At 36.7% G+C, this 17,173-nt stretch carries 19 protein-coding genes and 1 riboswitch; of the genes, 1 reads left to right on the forward strand and 18 read right to left on the reverse strand.

Annotated features, from left to right (window positions below; translation table 11 throughout):
- Positions 1 to 21: 21 nt before the first annotated feature.
- The 9 genes from JEOSCH030_RS09165 to JEOSCH030_RS09205 all read right to left on the reverse strand — a co-directional run bounded on the left by JEOSCH030_RS09165 (position 22) and on the right by JEOSCH030_RS09205 (position 7,447).
- Entirely contained in the window at positions 22 to 264 is a 243-nt protein-coding gene (locus JEOSCH030_RS09165; RefSeq protein WP_185126335.1) for a NifU family protein, read from the reverse strand.
- Between the two features lie 93 nt (positions 265 to 357).
- Complete coding sequence (locus JEOSCH030_RS09170) at positions 358 to 894, reverse strand: biotin transporter BioY (RefSeq protein WP_185126336.1); 537 nt, start codon at positions 892 to 894, stop codon at positions 358 to 360.
- Between the two features lie 82 nt (positions 895 to 976).
- Positions 977 to 1,732: a TIGR01457 family HAD-type hydrolase gene (locus tag JEOSCH030_RS09175; RefSeq protein WP_185126337.1), complete on the reverse strand. Its 756-nt coding sequence runs from the start codon at positions 1,730 to 1,732 to the stop codon at positions 977 to 979.
- Positions 1,725 to 2,150: a DUF86 domain-containing protein gene (locus JEOSCH030_RS09180; RefSeq protein WP_185126338.1), complete on the reverse strand. Its 426-nt coding sequence runs from the start codon at positions 2,148 to 2,150 to the stop codon at positions 1,725 to 1,727. Before JEOSCH030_RS09180 ends, JEOSCH030_RS09175 begins: the two co-directional genes overlap by 8 nt.
- A gap of 58 nt (positions 2,151 to 2,208) precedes the next feature.
- Entirely contained in the window at positions 2,209 to 2,508 is a 300-nt protein-coding gene (locus tag JEOSCH030_RS09185) for a YutD family protein (RefSeq protein ID WP_235962266.1), read from the reverse strand.
- Between the two features lie 69 nt (positions 2,509 to 2,577).
- Positions 2,578 to 4,158 carry a Na+/H+ antiporter NhaC family protein gene (locus JEOSCH030_RS09190; protein ID WP_185126340.1) on the reverse strand — a complete coding sequence of 527 codons (1,581 nt, stop codon included), beginning with the start codon at positions 4,156 to 4,158 and terminating at the stop codon, positions 2,578 to 2,580.
- A gap of 67 nt (positions 4,159 to 4,225) precedes the next feature.
- A riboswitch (Lysine riboswitch) is annotated at positions 4,226 to 4,392 on the reverse strand.
- A gap of 40 nt (positions 4,393 to 4,432) precedes the next feature.
- Positions 4,433 to 5,752, reverse strand: coding sequence for a bifunctional metallophosphatase/5'-nucleotidase (locus tag JEOSCH030_RS09195; protein ID WP_185126341.1), 1,320 nt, complete (start codon positions 5,750 to 5,752; stop codon positions 4,433 to 4,435).
- Between the two features lie 11 nt (positions 5,753 to 5,763).
- A complete protein-coding gene (locus tag JEOSCH030_RS09200) occupies positions 5,764 to 6,585 on the reverse strand; it encodes a sulfite exporter TauE/SafE family protein (RefSeq protein ID WP_185126342.1) in 822 nt (273 codons plus the stop codon).
- A 13-nt stretch (positions 6,586 to 6,598) separates the two neighbouring features.
- Complete coding sequence (locus JEOSCH030_RS09205; protein ID WP_185126343.1) at positions 6,599 to 7,447, reverse strand: DUF72 domain-containing protein; 849 nt, start codon at positions 7,445 to 7,447, stop codon at positions 6,599 to 6,601.
- Between the two features lie 47 nt (positions 7,448 to 7,494).
- Between JEOSCH030_RS09205 and JEOSCH030_RS09210 the strand changes: the two genes are divergently transcribed.
- Positions 7,495 to 8,397: a DMT family transporter gene (locus tag JEOSCH030_RS09210; protein ID WP_185126344.1), complete on the forward strand. Its 903-nt coding sequence runs from the start codon at positions 7,495 to 7,497 to the stop codon at positions 8,395 to 8,397.
- Positions 8,398 to 8,610: 213 nt separating this feature from the next.
- Here JEOSCH030_RS09210 and JEOSCH030_RS09215 read toward each other — a convergent pair whose 3' ends face one another.
- The 9 genes from JEOSCH030_RS09215 to JEOSCH030_RS09255 all read right to left on the reverse strand — a co-directional run bounded on the left by JEOSCH030_RS09215 (position 8,611) and on the right by JEOSCH030_RS09255 (position 17,048).
- Positions 8,611 to 9,159, reverse strand: coding sequence for a thioredoxin family protein (locus JEOSCH030_RS09215; protein WP_185126345.1), 549 nt, complete (start codon positions 9,157 to 9,159; stop codon positions 8,611 to 8,613).
- A 64-nt stretch (positions 9,160 to 9,223) separates the two neighbouring features.
- Positions 9,224 to 9,619, reverse strand: a complete 396-nt coding sequence (locus JEOSCH030_RS09220; protein ID WP_185126346.1) for a hypothetical protein — start codon at positions 9,617 to 9,619, stop codon at positions 9,224 to 9,226.
- 125 nt (positions 9,620 to 9,744) lie between these two features.
- Positions 9,745 to 11,160 carry a YfcC family protein gene (locus tag JEOSCH030_RS09225; RefSeq protein ID WP_235962267.1) on the reverse strand — a complete coding sequence of 472 codons (1,416 nt, stop codon included), beginning with the start codon at positions 11,158 to 11,160 and terminating at the stop codon, positions 9,745 to 9,747.
- 117 nt (positions 11,161 to 11,277) lie between these two features.
- On the reverse strand, positions 11,278 to 12,675 hold the full coding sequence (gene sufB, locus JEOSCH030_RS09230) for a Fe-S cluster assembly protein SufB (protein WP_185126347.1): 1,398 nt from the start codon (positions 12,673 to 12,675) through the stop codon (positions 11,278 to 11,280).
- A gap of 18 nt (positions 12,676 to 12,693) precedes the next feature.
- Positions 12,694 to 13,134, reverse strand: coding sequence for a Fe-S cluster assembly sulfur transfer protein SufU (gene sufU / locus JEOSCH030_RS09235; protein WP_185126348.1), 441 nt, complete (start codon positions 13,132 to 13,134; stop codon positions 12,694 to 12,696).
- Entirely contained in the window at positions 13,124 to 14,350 is a 1,227-nt protein-coding gene (locus JEOSCH030_RS09240; protein WP_185126349.1) for a cysteine desulfurase, read from the reverse strand. The genes sufU and JEOSCH030_RS09240 overlap by 11 nt, the downstream gene beginning before the upstream one ends.
- 18 nt (positions 14,351 to 14,368) lie before the next feature.
- Entirely contained in the window at positions 14,369 to 15,682 is a 1,314-nt protein-coding gene (gene sufD, locus JEOSCH030_RS09245; protein WP_185126350.1) for a Fe-S cluster assembly protein SufD, read from the reverse strand.
- Between the two features lie 15 nt (positions 15,683 to 15,697).
- Positions 15,698 to 16,483: a Fe-S cluster assembly ATPase SufC gene (gene sufC, locus JEOSCH030_RS09250; protein WP_185126351.1), complete on the reverse strand. Its 786-nt coding sequence runs from the start codon at positions 16,481 to 16,483 to the stop codon at positions 15,698 to 15,700.
- A gap of 223 nt (positions 16,484 to 16,706) precedes the next feature.
- Positions 16,707 to 17,048 carry a DUF4870 domain-containing protein gene (locus JEOSCH030_RS09255; RefSeq protein WP_185126352.1) on the reverse strand — a complete coding sequence of 114 codons (342 nt, stop codon included), beginning with the start codon at positions 17,046 to 17,048 and terminating at the stop codon, positions 16,707 to 16,709.
- Between the last annotated feature and the right edge of the window lie 125 nt (positions 17,049 to 17,173).

Here is a 17,173-nt window from a genome sequence, read left to right on the forward strand (position 1 = left end):
ACATGCGTCTCTAGCTGCAACTTAAAATACTTGTTCAATCTCTACAAAGCCTGGTACTTCTTCTAAAAGCGCGCGTTCAATACCAGCTTTAAGAGTTATCGTTGAGCTTGGGCAAGTACCACATGCTCCTAATAATCTTAGTTTAACGATTCCATCTTCAACATCGACTAACTCGACGTCTCCCCCGTCTCTAAGTAGAAAAGGTCTCAACTTGTTAAGTACCTCTTCAACTCGTTCATACATTGTGTCTTGTGTGACTGCCATATAAATTCACTCCAATCAATTTATGACCCACTCTTATATGACCTATTATAATAGATATTCGTATAAAAATCTATCGATTGAAAGTCTAAGTTTTTAAGAATCTACTAGAATTAAACCCCTTTGATTTAAAGTTTTAACAAATAGGACCGTTAAGACTGCTAAAATAATATCTTTTAAGAGAAATGGAATGACTGCTGCCATTAAAACTTCATTTATTGACATTGGCGACTTAACGACTATTTCCATGATGAAATAAAAATAAATCGTGCCACATATAAATACGACACTCATGCCAAACAGAGTCCACATGACCATCTTAGCAATACTTTTATTTTTACCTAAACCTATAATTAATGCAGCGGGTATGTATCCAACAATAAAGCCAAAAGTCGGTGAAACAAAGGCTCCCAATCCGCTAGCACCTGCAAAAATTGGTATTCCTAATAGACCTAGTAAAGTATAAGTAATCAAGCTGATAAAAGCTAACTTTGGTCCGAGTAAAAGACCTGTGAGTATAACCATAGGTAACTGTAAGGTAAATGGTACAGGTCCGAGTGGAATTTTAACTAAAGCACCTATAGCAATTAAAGCTACAAATAAAGCTGCGAGTACAAGTTGTTTTGTTTTCATGAGCGTCTCCAATCTTTTTTCTTAGAATAACAAAAAAGAACGCTAATGTTAACCCCAAATTTTTAAAGGTTAACATTAGCGTTTATATTTTCCACTCAGATAAATTTTCAACTAGATGATCCGGCTTTTTTGTTTGTAGTGAGACATATTCAGTAGAATGGACACCTGTGTTGACATGAATCGTCTTTACCTCACCGTTAATTCCAGTCAATATATCAGTATCGTAATTATCTCCGACCAAAACAACCTCATCCTTGTTTAAACCAAGACGCTCTAAGGCACCTTCTAAGATGTACTTCTCAGGCTTGCCAACAAATGTTGGCTTCACACCTGTCACTTGACTGACTAAGTTAACAAAGGCACCATTTCCGGGAATAAAGCCCTCAGACGATTTAATTTTTATATCTGGATTCGTTGCTAGAAATTCTGCCCCATTTTGTATGAAGTGACCTGCTTCTCTAAGTTTTTGATATGAAATCTCTGGGTCTAGCCCCATCACAACGATATCAACGTCCTTATCTGCAAGATTAGCAACAGTTGAAATCGTTTGTTTAAAACTCGGTGTACCTACTACATAAACATTCGCCTTTTTATGTCGTTTATCAATGTAATCAGCCATAGTCATGGCAGCAGTATAGATGTGTCCTTCAGTCGTGTTAAATCCTAAACGATGAAATTTCTCTAAGAGTTGGTCTCGATTTCTTGTCGCGTTGTTGGTTAAAAACAAGTAGGGTATATTCGCAGCATTTAATCGATTTATAAAATCAACTGCTCCCTCAATTACTTCATCACCGTTGAACATCGTCCCGTCTAGGTCGATTAAATAACCCTTATACATCGTCGGACATAAAGGCATTGACTGCCTGTGGATCATTTTTTTTGAAGTGTTCGAAACTTGCCTTAAAGTTTTCATAGGCATCTAAATTGTCTAGAAAATCTTTTTTCATCTGAGCGTGATCAATATCTGTATAATTTCTCGTTAATTCGAGTCGCCATTTCAGAGTGTTTTTAAACTTTTCGGCATCCTCATCATTAATTACTTTTTCTTGAGCCATTATGTCAATGACATCTTGATAGCTACCTGGATCTCTTAAAATGAAGGCATCAATAATCATGTTTCCAACATCAACTGTTGCCTCAATTAGCATTAAACATGCTCTTTCTAAAGCGAGTGGATTATCAGTATCCACTTCTTTAGTCATGCTTTCAATGTAATTTAATCTCTTGTTTAGTAAAGTTTTATCAACGAAATACATTGTTACACCTCATCTATTATAGTCACTATTATCATATCATAAATAAAGAAGAAGACGCCTAAGCATCTTCTTCAATCACTTCTGTATTCTCTTTTAACTCAGCTTTAGTCATCTTTCTTAAAATGAAATATGCACAGCCAAAGTTACAATATTCGTTTAGGTACTCTTCAATAGCATCCACTCTTTTATCAGGTTCAATCTTCTTCTTACCTAGACGATAAAAGCCTGCAAGTCTGAGTTTCCCATAGCCGATATCTCCAACAATATAATCATATTTATTTAGTAGTTCGCTATATTTTTCAGTAAATTCTTCTTCATTAAAAGCTTCACGATAGTCTTCTACTAATTCAAAATTCATATGTCCAATCGTAATCATGACGCCACTTCCTTTATGCTACTTATCATCATTTTAGCATAAAGCGCTTATCTATGCGGACTTATTCGGCACAGGACGATAGATGAATTTAACAATTAAGTAAACGATGAGTATACAAACAAGTAAGCTAAGTAAAGCAATTACAACACTTTCTGTATAACCTAAAACGACGAAACCAACTAAGGCAATCAATGCTGAGACAATCGCATATGGTAACTGAGTAACAACATGAACGATATAATCTGAACCAGAGCCAGTCGCTGACAAGATAGTCGTATCAGAAATTGGTGAACAATGGTCACCAAACACAGCACCTGCTAAGATAGCAGCAATTGCTGGCAATAGAAGTTCTGTTGCACCAAGTGAAATAATAATTTCTCCTGCTATTGGAATTAATATTCCAAATGAACCCCAGCTTGTTCCTGTAGCCATTGCCATAATACAAGCAACGACAAAAATAACTGCTGGAATTAAGGCTACAGGTAGATTAGAACTTTCTACCATACCACCTAGAACTTCTCCGGTACCGAGTTCAGTAATTAAATCACCAATCATCCATGCAAAAGTTAAAACTAACATGGCAGGGAACATTGCTAAGAAACCAGTTTTAATTCCAAGTAGAATGTGTCTACCTGAAAAATTATCATCAGATTTAGTGTGTTTAAAGTAATAGATCAAGGATAGGACGAAACCGACAATTCCACCAATGACAAGTGAATGTGTAATCATCATGTTTTCTAACATATCGATTAATGTCCATGAGCCAGCAGCGATCCCACCAGAAATAAACATTGCAGCAATAACAGTGATCGCGAGTCCAAGAATTGGCACAATTAAGGCCTGTGCACTAGAACCTACATGAACTGGAAGGTTATCTTCTTCAGCCATGTCTGGTACTTGATCACGTAAAATACCTTGGTTGACTGCAAGATCTTCTTGCTTTCTCATTGGTCCAATATCGAATTTAAAGATAATTACAAAGAACATAATAATAATTGACACAATAACATAAAAGTTCATTGGCACCATGTACATGAAACCTTGGAAAGGAGAGATATGATCCAGTCCTGCACCGATCAATAATGGTGCCGTCATTCCCATAATTCCTGCACCCCAACTTGAAATTGGAACCATGACAGATACTGGAGATGCTGTTGTATCAACAAAATATGCTAATTTCGCACGAGAGATTTTATATTTATCTGTAATTGGTTTAGCAACTTGCCCTACAATAAGAGCACTGAAGTAGTCATCAATAAATACTAGAATACCAAGAAAACCTGTAATTAAACCTGCACCTCTACGAGTTTTAACTTTAATCAATGCCCACTCAGTAAATGCCTTGGCACCACCTGACATATTCATAAAGGCCGTCATCATACCTAATAGAGTTAAAAAGATTAAGATAAAGGCGTTCCAAGTATTTAATCCACCATCTTCAATAAATATTGCAAGAAATGAGTCGATTAAGATTTGGAAAAACTCACCAAAGTGTCCACCTGCGATGACAAAGGCAGCTGTAATAATACCTGCCCCTAAACTGATACCAACTTTTCTAGTCACTATAACAAGCACTAAAGTTAAAAGTGGTGGAATCAGTGGCATATACTCCCAACTTAAAAAAGATTCCATATGTATATCCTCCTAATATTTTTCAAAAAAAAATCATAAATACGCATATGTACGCATTTATGATTTAAAATTACGTAGCGCATCATATTACTGACAGTACTTAGCATCTTATACTAAGTCCCAAGAAACATTTCTACCGAGCCGTTTCCTTCGGCGTCTCACCCTTTCTTACTTCTTCTAACGCATGTCTGCTAAAAAGTAATACTGATTTAAGACGCAACCTCTACTGATTTATTCAATTGTTTTATATTATAGCACAAAGAAATTGCTCGTGCTATAAATATTCTATGTAATTTTTGACAATGTCCCTGAGTAAGTCCGGCATAAGATACTCTTTTTTTGAGTAACGGAACTGAGGGAAGATACGGCCAAAAGTATACATATCTAAGGTGCCTAAAGTATAAATTTTTGCATCATCAATTAAATCCTCACCGATGTAATACTCTCTTTCAGATTGAACATAGGAAATGTTGTCAATGACAAAGCAGCCAAAAATGTCCCCTCTGAAACCGAGTCCTCTGACAATTTCATCTTTGTATTCATGCCGATTCGCTTGGGTAAATACTTCCTTTATTTCCCGTCCTGTCAATTCAATTTTCACAGCGTTAATGGCATGTGGCAGCACTTTATGTAAAGAAAAGTCCGTCAATTTTCCACCTTCAAATGGACTAGCAACGAGTCCTGTGTGAATCAAACCAACATCACTATTTGTAAAATCTCTAATCATATAAGCTAATAGTGAAGTAAATCTAGAAGCGGAATATAAACGACGTTCTATAGGATAAGCTTGATCTTTTAAGATAGATTTATCGAGCATCTCTTTTCCTATATTGTAATAACCATTTTCTTTCGGTGCCAGGAAATCAGACTCAATGAGTTTAGCTCTTTTATCGATTAAAGTATTATTATGAAATTTAAGTGTAACTTCTCCGATATACTCACCATACCTGCCAGCAGCAGCAAGTAACACTCCGTTGATTTCTTCGCCATGGTCAAAATGATGGTGGGTATGTGAAGACAAAATCAAATCAATTTCAGGAAAGCGGTTCGCTAGGTTTTCATCATCATACATGCCTAAATGACTGAGCATAACAATCACATCTACTTGACCTTTAAGCTCATTTAAATATCGCTCAATCCATAAAAAAGCATCTTGAACTTCCCAATCTAATGCGAGGTAAAATGGTGTAAATTCGACAGTTGCTGCTATAAAGCCAATTTTAACACCCTTGATTTCTTTAATAATGTAAGGTTTGAAAAATGGCTCCGATGCTCCCACATCTCTTAAGTTTGCACAGATAACATCAAAATCAGCATCATCATATAAGTGTGCTAACTGTTCCTGAGTTAAAGTAATCCCTTCGTTGTTCCCAATCGTTGCAACATCACAGCCCGCTTCATTCAGCAAGTCGACATTGCCTTTCCCTAAAGTTGCTTCTGTATAAGGATGAGAACGGTCAACGTGATCACCGATATCTACATAAATCATGTTGTCTCGATATTGATGTCTTTTATCGTTTAGAAAACCTTTGAATTTAACATAGTTGTTTAAAGCACTATGTATATCGTTTGTGTGAAAAATTTTGACTTCCATGGGAGCACTCCTTAAAAGATTGTTTGTGAAATTAAATAGACACCAAGTAAGAAGAGGACTGTTCTTAAGAGAACTACAAGTCCATCAGAACTAAATCTTTGATTGATTTTCACCCCAATACTCGCACCAATAATAGCGGATGGCACTAGTATTAAGATATAAAGGAAGATGACGTTTGATTGTAGTACGTGACCAAAGGCTGATGATAAGCCAGAGAAAAAGACCATCATCATGCTCGTTCCAATCGCAATAGATGGTGGCATGCGGAAAACGAGTAACATCAATGGCGTCATAAGCACACCACCGCCTATACCAAATAGCCCGGTGATAAATCCAACAATAAAAGTAATAATCATTGCGACGTAAGGGGGAAAGCCGTAATGGTAAATGTTCCCCATATTGTCTCTATGTGGTTTTAAGTATTTAGGGTTTTGGAACATCTTCATTGGTTTAATTTTATTTCTAATCGTTAGTAGTATCGCTATAAAAATTAGAAAGATACCGAAGTATAAATTAAAGCTATCTACAGTAAATAGGCTACTTGCATAGGATCCAGCAAAGGCGCCTGGAATCAAGCCGATTAAAAATAGAATACCAGACTGGGTATCAACTTGCTTATTTCTAGCGTAGGAAATCATCGCGCTCATGCCTGTAAAGATGAGCAACATGCTTGAGGTACCTACAGCAGTTTGTGGCGTGATCTCTGGTAAAAAACCCAGGGTTAAACCGAAAAACATGAGCGCCGGGACTACAATCACCCCTCCCCCAATACCGACAAGTGAGCCGAGAATTGAGGACAACAAACCTATGAGAACAAGCACAATTATTTCCATTATGTCCAGCCCCTTAGAATAGCTTTAGCTGTTTGGGATTAAGCCCTGTATATTCGATCCCCATCATATCGATAAAGGTCTTGGCATTCCCTGCAGCATGACCACCCGAATTATTGTTAAACACAAGATAAATATCCTTTGTTTTATGTCTTAATATATCTACTTGTTTCTTCAACCATTCCAGTTCTTTTTTGTTATAATCATATAAATATCTAACATCTCTCCACTCATCTGAAGTGCGGTCTCCTTGCGTCCAACCGTGAAAGTTTCTGCCGTGCAGTCTAATAAAGGCAGCATCATCAGTCACTCGGTTTACAAATGGAATAGACCCTATACCGTTTTGTGGTTCATCACAGATGCTATGTATTAAGCCTTCATCATGTAAAAAAGACAAGGTTTCTTCCTTATAGGACTGTTGAAACCAAGTCTGATTGCGAAATTCCACAGCAATCTTTAAGGGTTTTAAAAGAGATGTAGCAAATTTTACATAAGTAATGTTTTTACTAGTACAATCAAACCAAGGTGGAAATTGCAGTAAAACAAAAGCTAATTTATTAGCTTCCACCATTGGAACGAGCATTTCTTTATATGCTTTAAAGACGTCTTTTATAGAATCATAGTGTTCTCGATAATCACTATGACCTGTCATAAATTGATGCGCTTTAACGATAAACTTAAATTGTTCAGGTGTTTCTGTGCACCATTTGTGTATTGTGGATTGTCTTTGGATTGCATAATAAGTTGCATCTAACTCTACTATAGGAAAATGTGCACTATATGTTGTTAATTTTTGAGTTTTATTTGACAGGTCTTGATAAAGGGAATCATGATCTCCCCAGCCTGTCAGTCCGATATAAATCATACGATCACCTATGTTTATTTTAGCACATATATCTTGGAGGTTTTAAAGTGAACAAGTCAAACCATATAAAAGGTTTAATTTTTGTAATTATCGGTGCCTCACTCTGGGGTATTGGTGGGACAGCATCAGATTTTATATTTCAAAGTACTCCAGTTGAAGTGTCTTGGTATGTCACTGCCAGGCTCACCATCAGTGGCATCATCTTATTAAGTATATACACTTTATTTTTCAAAAAGAAACATTATATGCAGTGGACTAAGCACACACTCCTGATGTTTCTTATCTATTCAATCTTTGGTATGACTATGGTGCAGTACACCTTTATGGCAGCCATTGGTTATGGTAATGCGGCTATTGCAACTGTTTTACAATGCACCGGACCGATTTATATCATACTTTACGCAGTTTTTAAAAAATATCGTCCTTGGACTAAAGTAGAAGCCTTTATAATTATTTCTATGATGGTTGGTGTGTTGTTAATCGCAACAAACGGTGATATCACAAGCTTATCCGTTTCTCCACTTGCCTTAACATTTGGACTGTTATCAGGGATTGCTCTTGCCTACTACACCATTCATGCACCAGTTCTCATGCAAGAACTTCACCCGTTACAGTTGGTTGGTGGCTCCATGCTAATCGGTGGGATTCTGATGAATTTTATCCATCCAATATGGGATATTGATTTAACATTTGCTTGGACTACTTCTCAAGTTATTATCCTTGTACTATCAATACTGTTAGGAACGACACTTGCCTTTTTCTTATATATTACGAGTACAAAATACATATCATCCACTGAAGCGGGGATATTAGGTTTAATAGAACCGGTATCAGCAGTCTTAACATCACTCGTATTTTTAAATGTTAGTCTCGGACTTTACCAAGTCATCGGTATCGTTGTTATCCTTATGATTGGTATCTTTATTAGTACTAGGAAGGCTGAGGGATAGTGAAATCTGTTTGGGTGACGTCGTCGTTTGCTCGGTGGCGCGCAAGGCATATATCAGACATCGAAGTTCCGACAACGTCCGATAAAGATATATATCAGAAGTTAAACCGCATTCTACAAACAATCTAACCACCTTAATCAAAAAAAACGGCTTAGAAATCTTAATTCCAAGATTTCTAAGCCATTTTACTTTATAAATGCTCTAGCCTTCACCTTATGCTGATAGTACTTTTTTCAAATCCGCTTCAACTGCATCCCAAAGTTCTGGTGAGGTAGAGAATTTTTCACGCATTTCTTTTTTGACTTCTTCGAAACGCTCTTCATACTCTGTTGTACCTTTTTCAGGTAAGTTTTTAGTTAAATCTTTTTGAATTAAATCTGTCATCGGTGCTTTTGGTCCCCAAACTGCAGCTTCTTGTCCGTCTTCATCAAGCGCGATAACTTTAGGAATCACTTTGTTTCCATTTGTTAGATATTGATTCATCAATTCTTCGTTTTCATCTCTTAGTGCGACTTTGACATCAATATTTGCTTTTACTGAGAGCTTAAATAGAATTGACAGGTTCAACATACAGTGCGCACACCAAGGTTCTGCAATGACTAATAGTTTTCTACCACTATTTTTAAAATCTTCAAAGCTTTGATCTTGAACTACTTCATGTTCATCATAGATTTTATTAAAACCATCTTCTAATGTTGTTAGAGTTTCACGATATTCACTTGTAGTTAGTGCTTTATCATAATATTCTTGTAAATTAACCATTAGCTCATCCACCTTTATAAGTTGTTATCTCCATTATAATACCCACTTATAAAAGCACCAAGCATTACACTTCTCTATGGTACTTAGCAACATCTTCTTCTTTAAGATTTAAGAATAAATTAACACCGAAAAGGATAATAGCAAGTAGGAACATTGGTCCACCAACGAAAGTAAATATATGTGCAACACCAGGGTTTACTTGCACAAAGTAAGTAGAGAATATGAATAAAGGTACCCCGATATGATATAACCAAAATGTAATCGTACCTAAAGTGTTTTTAGCTAGGTGAGGATAAATACACAGTACTGCACCGATGCCGAGAGTCGTTAACCAACCTACAACGTTTGTGTGTGCATGTCCTGCCGCCCAGTTTAATTGAATCGTATACGACATAAAGAGACCTACTGAAATCCCTATTACGAGATAAAGAACAGATAATTTTAGCCAAGTTTGACCCATTTGAAAACGCCTCCAATATTTATATTTAACTTAAGTTTATCACCGTAAAAACTTGTGTCAATTTTCTGACACTTAATTTTAGGCAAAATTAAAAACTCAAACTAAAGTCTGAGTTTTTAACTTAATTATTGGAGATTTATAACTGTCGCAATGACTAAAGCAATTGCAGCAATGATTAACCAGATTGCAACTAATTTCCAAACAAACTTCACCCATTTGATATAAGGTATACCTGCAACAGCTAAAACACCCATTAAGGAAGCTGAAGTTGGAATGATACTGTTTGTAATTGCATCTCCATATTGGAAAGCAAGTACTGCTACTTGTCTTGGTATATCTTGTAAATCTGAAATTGGAATCATAACTGGCATCGTTGTAACTGCCTGACCTGAGCCAGATGGTATAAAGAAGTTGATAATAACTTGGACAACTAACATACCTAAAGCAGTCACAGAATTCGGTATATAGTCTAGAACAGAACTCATACTATAAATAATCGTATCTATAATTAAACCGGATTCTAAAACAACTAAGATTGCTCGGGCAAAACCAACGATAATGGCACCAAACACAACAATCTTCATACCTTCTATAAAAGCATCAAATATTTCATTTAATTTAAGTCCACCAACAAAACCAATGATAATACCGACTACAAAGAAGTTAGCCGACAGTTCTGTTAAGAACCATTCATATTGGAAGATTCCAAAGACGTTTATGGCAATCGTCAATGCAAATAATACAACAATCACAATATGGCGTTTTCCAAGTACTTTAGAGTCCAATTGATTTTCTGTAAAGTTAATATCACCGTGTTTATTTTCTTCATAGACTAAACTTATGCTGGGATCTTTTTTAACTTTTCTTGCATAGTGAAGTACGTATAAAATTCCTGCAATTAACACGAATAAGTATACAAAAGTTCTAAATCCCCAACCTGAGAAAATCGGTAATTCAGCAATCCCATGAGCAACCCCTACTGTAAATGGGTTAAACATACCACCAATGAATCCGGCAGCTGCTCCGAGTGTTACCATGGCTGTACCGACAATGGCATCATAACCTAAAGCTGTAGCTAACATGATACCAATCGGTACGAAGATGATTGCTTCTTCTGACATTCCTGTTGTAAAACCGAGTATTGAAAAAATAATCATAATAACAGGAATAAGCAGAGCTTCGTTATTCCCTACATTTTTCATCACTTTTTGAATGATTGCTTCAATTGCGCCTGTAGCACGAATGACTCCAAAGGCTCCCCCAATTAGGAAGATGTAGAACACTATGTCTGCAGCTTCGATTAATCCGTTTGGAATTGACATGAATAAATCCATTAAAGAGACAGGATTTTGTTCTACACTATGAAAGCTATCACTTACAACTTCCACCCGACCATCTGTTTCGACTCTGTCATATTCACCCGCAGGTATTATGTAACTTAAGGCTGCACCGATAATGACGATGGCGAGTAATATGGCATAGGTATGAGGAAACTTATTCGATATATCTGTATCCTTTACCCCTTTTTCTTTGTTACTCAAAATAAAACCCCCTTGTTTATTTCGATACTCATACCCTATTATCAAAAACAATACACATTTTTGACATAAAAAAATGCTTGAAAACCATAAAGGCTTTCAAGCATTGAATATTTTTCTTTAACCGATTGAACCTTCCATTTCGAAGGAGATTAGACGGTTCATTTCAACCGCATATTCCATTGGAAGTTCTTTAGTGAATGGTTCGATGAAGCCCATTACGATCATTTCTGTCGCTTCTTCTTCACCTAAACCACGGCTCATTAGATAGAAGAGTTGTTCTTCTGATACTTTCGAAACTTTCGCTTCGTGTTCTAATGAGATATTATCATTTAGAATTTCGTTATATGGAATCGTATCTGAAGTTGACTCATTATCCATGATAAGAGTATCACACTCGATGTTAGAACGTGCACCATGTGCTTTTCTACCAAATCTTACTTGACCACGGTAAGATACTTTACCGCCGCCTCTAGCAATCGATTTAGAAACGATTGTTGAAGAAGTATTTGGCGCTAGGTGAATCATCTTAGCTCCAGCATCTTGAAGTTGACCTTTACCTGCAAGCGCAATCGATAGTGTCATACCACGTGATCCTTCTCCTCTTAAGTAAATTGAAGGATATTTCATAGTAATCTTAGAACCGATGTTACCGTCAACCCATTCCATCGTACCATTCTCATCAACGAATGTACGTTTTGTTACAAGGTTATAAACGTTGTTCGCCCAGTTTTGGATTGTTGTATAACGGCAGTAAGCATCACGTTTAACAATGATTTCAACTACAGCTGAGTGCAGTGAATTTGTTGTATAAACAGGTGCAGTACAACCTTCTACATAGTGAACACTTGAACCTTCATCACAAATTATTAGCGTACGTTCGAACTGCCCCATGTTTTCAGAGTTAATTCTAAAGTATGCTTGTAATGGAGTGTCTAATTTTACTCCTGGTGGACAATAGATAAATGAACCACCAGACCATACTGCTGAGTTAAGTGCTGAGAATTTGTTATCTGTAGGAGGAACTACAGTTGCAAAGTACTCTCTGAATAACTCTTCGTTTTCTCTTAGTGCAGAGTCTGTATCTTTAAAGATTACACCTTTATCTTCTAAATCTTGCTCCATGTTGTGGTAAACAACCTCTGACTCATACTGAGCAGAAACCCCTGCAAGATATTTTTGTTCAGCTTCAGGAATTCCTAGTTTATCAAATGTACGTTTGATTTCTTCAGGTACTTCATCCCATGAACGTTCTGTTTGTTCTGATGGTTTAACATAATAAGTGATTTCATCAAAGTTTAATTCTGATAAATCCCCACCCCACATCGGCATAGGTCTTTTATAGAAATGTTTGAGTGACTTCAAGCGGAAGTCTAGCATCCACTCTGGTTCTTCTTTCATCTTAGAGATCTCTCTAACTATTTCTTCAGTTAGTCCTCTATCTGAACGGAAGATGGAAACGTCCTTATCGTGGAAACCATATTTGTAATCGCCAACATCTGGTGCTTGCTTGACCATATATGATCACTCCTAAAATTATTTTGTTTCAGATTCTTTGAACCCTTTTTCGAGTGCTTTCCAGGTGAGTGTTGCACATTTGATACGTGCTGGGAATTGATTAACACCCTGTAGTGCTTCAATGTCGCCCATATCATCTGTAATGTTTACATCTTCACCAAGCATCATTTTTGAAAATTCATCCGCCATCTCGAGTGCTCTTTCTACAGGTTGATTCATCACTGCTTCAGTCATCATAGATGCGCTGGACATAGAAATCGAACAGCCGTGACCTTGAAACTTAACATCTTTAATAATGCCCGATTCAACATTCAATGTGAGCTGAATCTCATCGCCGCAAGTCGGGTTATTCATTTCAACTGTCAGTGATCCATTGTCCACTACACCTTTATTCCTAGGGTTTTTGTAGTGATCCATAATAACTGAACGATACAGTTGATTTAAGTTGTTAAAATTCATAAGAGAAAAACTCCTTCGTTTTTTCAAGGCTTTCGATAAACTGATCGATTTCTTCTTTCGTGTTATATAGATAAAAACTCGCTCTTGCTGTTGAATGAGCATTGCACCATTTCATCAATGGTTGTGCACAATGATGTCCTGCACGTACTGCAATACCTTCTGAATCAAGTGCGGTTGCTAAGTCGTGAGGGTGAACGCCTGTAAGATTAAAAGTAATTAGACCAGCTCTATTGTCTTTATCTGGCCCGTAAATCTCAATGCCTTCAATCTCAGACATCTTATCGTACGCATAGCCAACGAGTGTTTGTTCATAGTCATGAATGTTGTCTAAGCCTAATTCTTCTAAATAATCAATTGCCGCATGTAAACCGACTGCTTCTGCAATCATCGGTGTCCCTGCTTCAAACTTAACAGGTAAGTCCGTCCATGTCGCATCGGTTTTATATACGTAATCAATCATATCTCCACCGTATTCAATTGGCTCCATTTTATCAAGTAAGTCGGCTTTTCCGTAAAGAATACCGATACCTGTTGGACCCAACATCTTGTGTCCACTGAAGGAATAGAAATCTACATCTAAGTCCTGGACATCAACAGCCATATGAGGTACAGCTTGAGCACCGTCAACTGCAATATACGCACCATGTTCATGTGTGATCTTTGCAATTTCTTTAATGTCATTAATTGTTCCAAGAACATTTGAGACATGAGTAATTGCAACGATTTTAGTTTTATCTGACATGACACTTTTCACACTGTCTAGAGTGATTGTCCCATCTTCTTCCATAGGAATGAAGACGAGTTTAGCATTTTTCCTCTTAGCTAATTGTTGCCATGGCACAATGTTTGCATGGTGTTCCATTTCAGTCACAACGATTTCATCGCCGTCTTCGACCACCATATCTCCAAAGCTTCTTGCCACTAAGTTAATCGCTGCTGTCGTTCCTCGTGTATAGATGATTTCTTCAAAGCGCAGTGCGTTGATAAAACTACGCACTTTCATGCGCGCTTTTTCATAAGCATCAGTTGCCTTAGTACCGAGTGTATGCACACCACGGTGGACATTAGAATTATAAGTTTCGTAATAATCATTCATTGCATCAATCACTTGTCTTGGTGATTGACTCGTTGCTGATGTATCTAAATATATGAGGTCTTTTCCGTTAACCTGTTCAGCAAGTATCGGGAAATCCTGACGGATTTTATTTACATCCATGTCAGTCGCCTCCCTTCTTTAAGATAAAACTTTAAGCTCGATAACCTCTTTTAGTTGAGCTTTAACTGATTCAATTGGAAGAGCTGATACCACAGCATCTAAGAATCCATGAATTACTAAACGCTCAGCTTCTTTTTGACTAATCCCACGACTCATCAGATAGAAGAGCTGCAACTCATCTACTCGGCCGACAGAGGCAGCGTGTCCAGCTGTTACGTCATCTTCATCAATTAGAAGAATTGGGTTAGCGTCACCACGAGCATCTCCACTTAACATTAAGACACGAGATTCCTGTTGAGCGTCTGCTCTAGTTGCACCGTGTTTAATATAACCAATACCGTTAAAGATACTAGTTGCACTATCTTTCATTACACCATGTTTTAAGATATGACCATTTGAGTCCTTACCATAGTGAATGATTTGTGTTGTAAAGTTAGATTTTTGTGCGTCACGTCCAACATGAACGATTTTTAAGTCAGAGTTTGAACGATCACCCATTAGATATGTTGTATTGTCATAAATAATGTCTGAGTCATTCATTAATCCTAACGCCCAGTCAATCGTTGCATCATTAGAAGCAACACCTCTTCTGTTCACATAACCTGTCATTTTCTTAGGTAGGAAATCAACTGAACCGTAAGTTACTTTTGCATTATCTTTTGCAAGCACTTCTGAGATTATGTTGATTTTTTCTGTTGATGATTCTAGGTTAGAGAAATAGTTTTCAACGAAAGTAACTTCTGCACCTTCGTCAGCAACTAATAACACGTGATTAAATAGTGATGCTGATTCATCATCGTGTAAGACCACTGATTGAATTGGCTCTTCAATCTTGACATCTTTAGGAACGTAGATGAAGACTCCACCATTTAATAAAGCTGCATGGTAAGCAGTCAATTTATTTTCATCAAGTTTTACACCATCTGTCATGAAGTATTGTTCTAATAATTCAGGATGGTTTTGACTTGCATCAATGATATTTTCAACAATAACACCTTTATTTTTTAAGCCTTCATTCAACTGGAGGTATGCAGGTGTATTGTTATGTTGGACATAAATGTTTTCTACCTTGTCTAAATCAATTAATTCTTTAACACCTTCTGGTAGCTCTTCAAGTGTATTAAAAGTAGAACCTTCAACCACTGGTGAAGTCACATTAAAGAAGTCCCATTTATCTACTTTAGTCTTGTCAGGTTTAATCATTTCAAGACTATCAAATTGTTCTACCGCTTCTTTTCTTTTACCGATAAGAAATTCAGATTCGCCTCTAGCATTTGCTTTAGCTATAATGTCTTCCTTATCAAGTTCAAATGCATTTAATTCAGTAGCCATAGTGATCCTCCTGTCTTATTTATCTTCGGCATTGATAGTTTCATCGTCGATACCAAGTTCTTCTTTAATCCAGTCATAACCTTCTGATTCTAAGCGTTCAGCTAGCTCTTTACCACCGGATTTAACAACTTTACCTTTCATCATTACATGAACAACATCTGGAGTGATGTAGTTAAGTAGACGTTGGTAGTGAGTAATAATTAAAGAACCGAAGTCTTGACCACGAAGTTTGTTAATACCTTCAGATACGACACGTAATGCGTCAATGTCTAGACCAGAGTCAATTTCGTCAAGGATACCGAACTTAGGTTCAAGCATCATTAATTGAAGAATTTCGTTACGTTTTTTCTCCCCACCTGAGAATCCTTCGTTTAGGTAACGTGTTGCCATGTCAGGATCCATTTCAAGGTATTCCATGTTTTTATCTAATTTCTTAATGAATTGCATTAAGTTAATTTCGTCGCCTTCTTCACGTTGAGCGTTAATTGCAGAACGTAGGAAGTCAGAGTTAGTTACACCTGAAATTTCAGATGGGTACTGCATACCTAAGAAAAGTCCAGCTTTCGCACGCTCATCAACATCTAATTCCAAGATGTTTTCGCCGTCAACTAGTACTTCACCTTCTGTAACTTCATAGCTTGGGTGACCCATTATAGCTTGCGCAAGTGTAGACTTACCAGTACCGTTTGGTCCCATTACAGCGTGGATTTCACCCTGTTTAATCGTTAAGTCAACACCCTTTAATATTTCTTTACCGTCTATTTCAACGTGTAGATTTTTAATTTCTAAAACAGATGCCATGTCTAATCCTCCAATTGAAATTATGTTTTCTGATACCTATATAGTTTATAATAATTCTAATCTATAGTCAAAGTATCATAGCCTGATTCACACCTATATATTATATACAAGAATCAAGGCCAAATAAAGGTTTCGGCCTCTAAAGCATGCTTTTTTCTTTAGAACTGATAAAAACCTCTAAATGACTTCAATATCATTTAGAGGTTTTTTAGTGTTATAAGTTCTATTTGAAAATATCAATCGTAAACGGTGGTTTATAAGCCTCACCATTAACCGCTTTAACTATTCCGATTATCGCAAAGACATAAAAAGCAATCGTTACAATTGGACCAAGTATATAGCCTATTAGAATAATAGTCGTTGCCCAAGCGATGAACATATATATTGTGTAAGATAAGCCGAAATTAGCGACGTCTCTCAGGGCAATAGCCGTTGTTGGCTCATCGTCTTTTTTAATTGCCCACAATATTAAAGGCCCTACTACTGCTGTAAATAGTGAAATGACATAAGATACTAGTACTAAAGTGCTGTCGAAGCCACTGGTCGGTTTATTATAATCTGACATGAAATAACTCCTTTAATATTAGTTTTAAATATCAAATAACAAATTCTCTTAATAATTCACAAGTTGCTTTATATCTTTCTATTAACTTATTACCCAGTTTTCTTATCAATATAACCTATCTTCAA

The organism is Jeotgalicoccus meleagridis (assembly GCF_903994045.1).
GTDB classification, from domain to species: domain Bacteria; phylum Bacillota; class Bacilli; order Staphylococcales; family Salinicoccaceae; genus Jeotgalicoccus; species Jeotgalicoccus meleagridis.

Excerpts from the sequence above, each read along its gene's own strand:
- JEOSCH030_RS09165 (WP_185126335.1), bottom strand. The coding sequence starts at position 264 with ATGGCAGTCACACAAGACACAATGTATGAACGAGTTGAAGAGGTACTT.
- JEOSCH030_RS09170 (WP_185126336.1), bottom strand. The coding sequence starts at position 894 with ATGAAAACAAAACAACTTGTACTCGCAGCTTTATTTGTAGCTTTAATT.
- JEOSCH030_RS09175 (WP_185126337.1), bottom strand. The coding sequence starts at position 1,732 with ATGTATAAGGGTTATTTAATCGACCTAGACGGGACGATGTTCAACGGT.
- JEOSCH030_RS09180 (WP_185126338.1), bottom strand. The coding sequence starts at position 2,150 with ATGTATTTCGTTGATAAAACTTTACTAAACAAGAGATTAAATTACATT.
- JEOSCH030_RS09185 (WP_235962266.1), bottom strand. The coding sequence starts at position 2,508 with ATGAATTTTGAATTAGTAGAAGACTATCGTGAAGCTTTTAATGAAGAA.
- JEOSCH030_RS09190 (WP_185126340.1), bottom strand. The coding sequence starts at position 4,158 with ATGGAATCTTTTTTAAGTTGGGAGTATATGCCACTGATTCCACCACTT.
- JEOSCH030_RS09195 (WP_185126341.1), bottom strand. The coding sequence starts at position 5,752 with ATGGAAGTCAAAATTTTTCACACAAACGATATACATAGTGCTTTAAAC.
- JEOSCH030_RS09200 (WP_185126342.1), bottom strand. The coding sequence starts at position 6,585 with ATGGAAATAATTGTGCTTGTTCTCATAGGTTTGTTGTCCTCAATTCTC.
- JEOSCH030_RS09205 (WP_185126343.1), bottom strand. The coding sequence starts at position 7,447 with ATGATTTATATCGGACTGACAGGCTGGGGAGATCATGATTCCCTTTAT.
- JEOSCH030_RS09215 (WP_185126345.1), bottom strand. The coding sequence starts at position 9,159 with ATGGTTAATTTACAAGAATATTATGATAAAGCACTAACTACAAGTGAA.
- JEOSCH030_RS09220 (WP_185126346.1), bottom strand. The coding sequence starts at position 9,619 with ATGGGTCAAACTTGGCTAAAATTATCTGTTCTTTATCTCGTAATAGGG.
- sufB (WP_185126347.1), bottom strand. The coding sequence starts at position 12,675 with ATGGTCAAGCAAGCACCAGATGTTGGCGATTACAAATATGGTTTCCAC.
- sufU (WP_185126348.1), bottom strand. The coding sequence starts at position 13,134 with ATGAATTTTAACAACTTAAATCAACTGTATCGTTCAGTTATTATGGAT.
- JEOSCH030_RS09240 (WP_185126349.1), bottom strand. The coding sequence starts at position 14,350 with ATGGATGTAAATAAAATCCGTCAGGATTTCCCGATACTTGCTGAACAG.
- sufD (WP_185126350.1), bottom strand. The coding sequence starts at position 15,682 with ATGGCTACTGAATTAAATGCATTTGAACTTGATAAGGAAGACATTATA.
- sufC (WP_185126351.1), bottom strand. The coding sequence starts at position 16,483 with ATGGCATCTGTTTTAGAAATTAAAAATCTACACGTTGAAATAGACGGT.
- JEOSCH030_RS09255 (WP_185126352.1), bottom strand. The coding sequence starts at position 17,048 with ATGTCAGATTATAATAAACCGACCAGTGGCTTCGACAGCACTTTAGTA.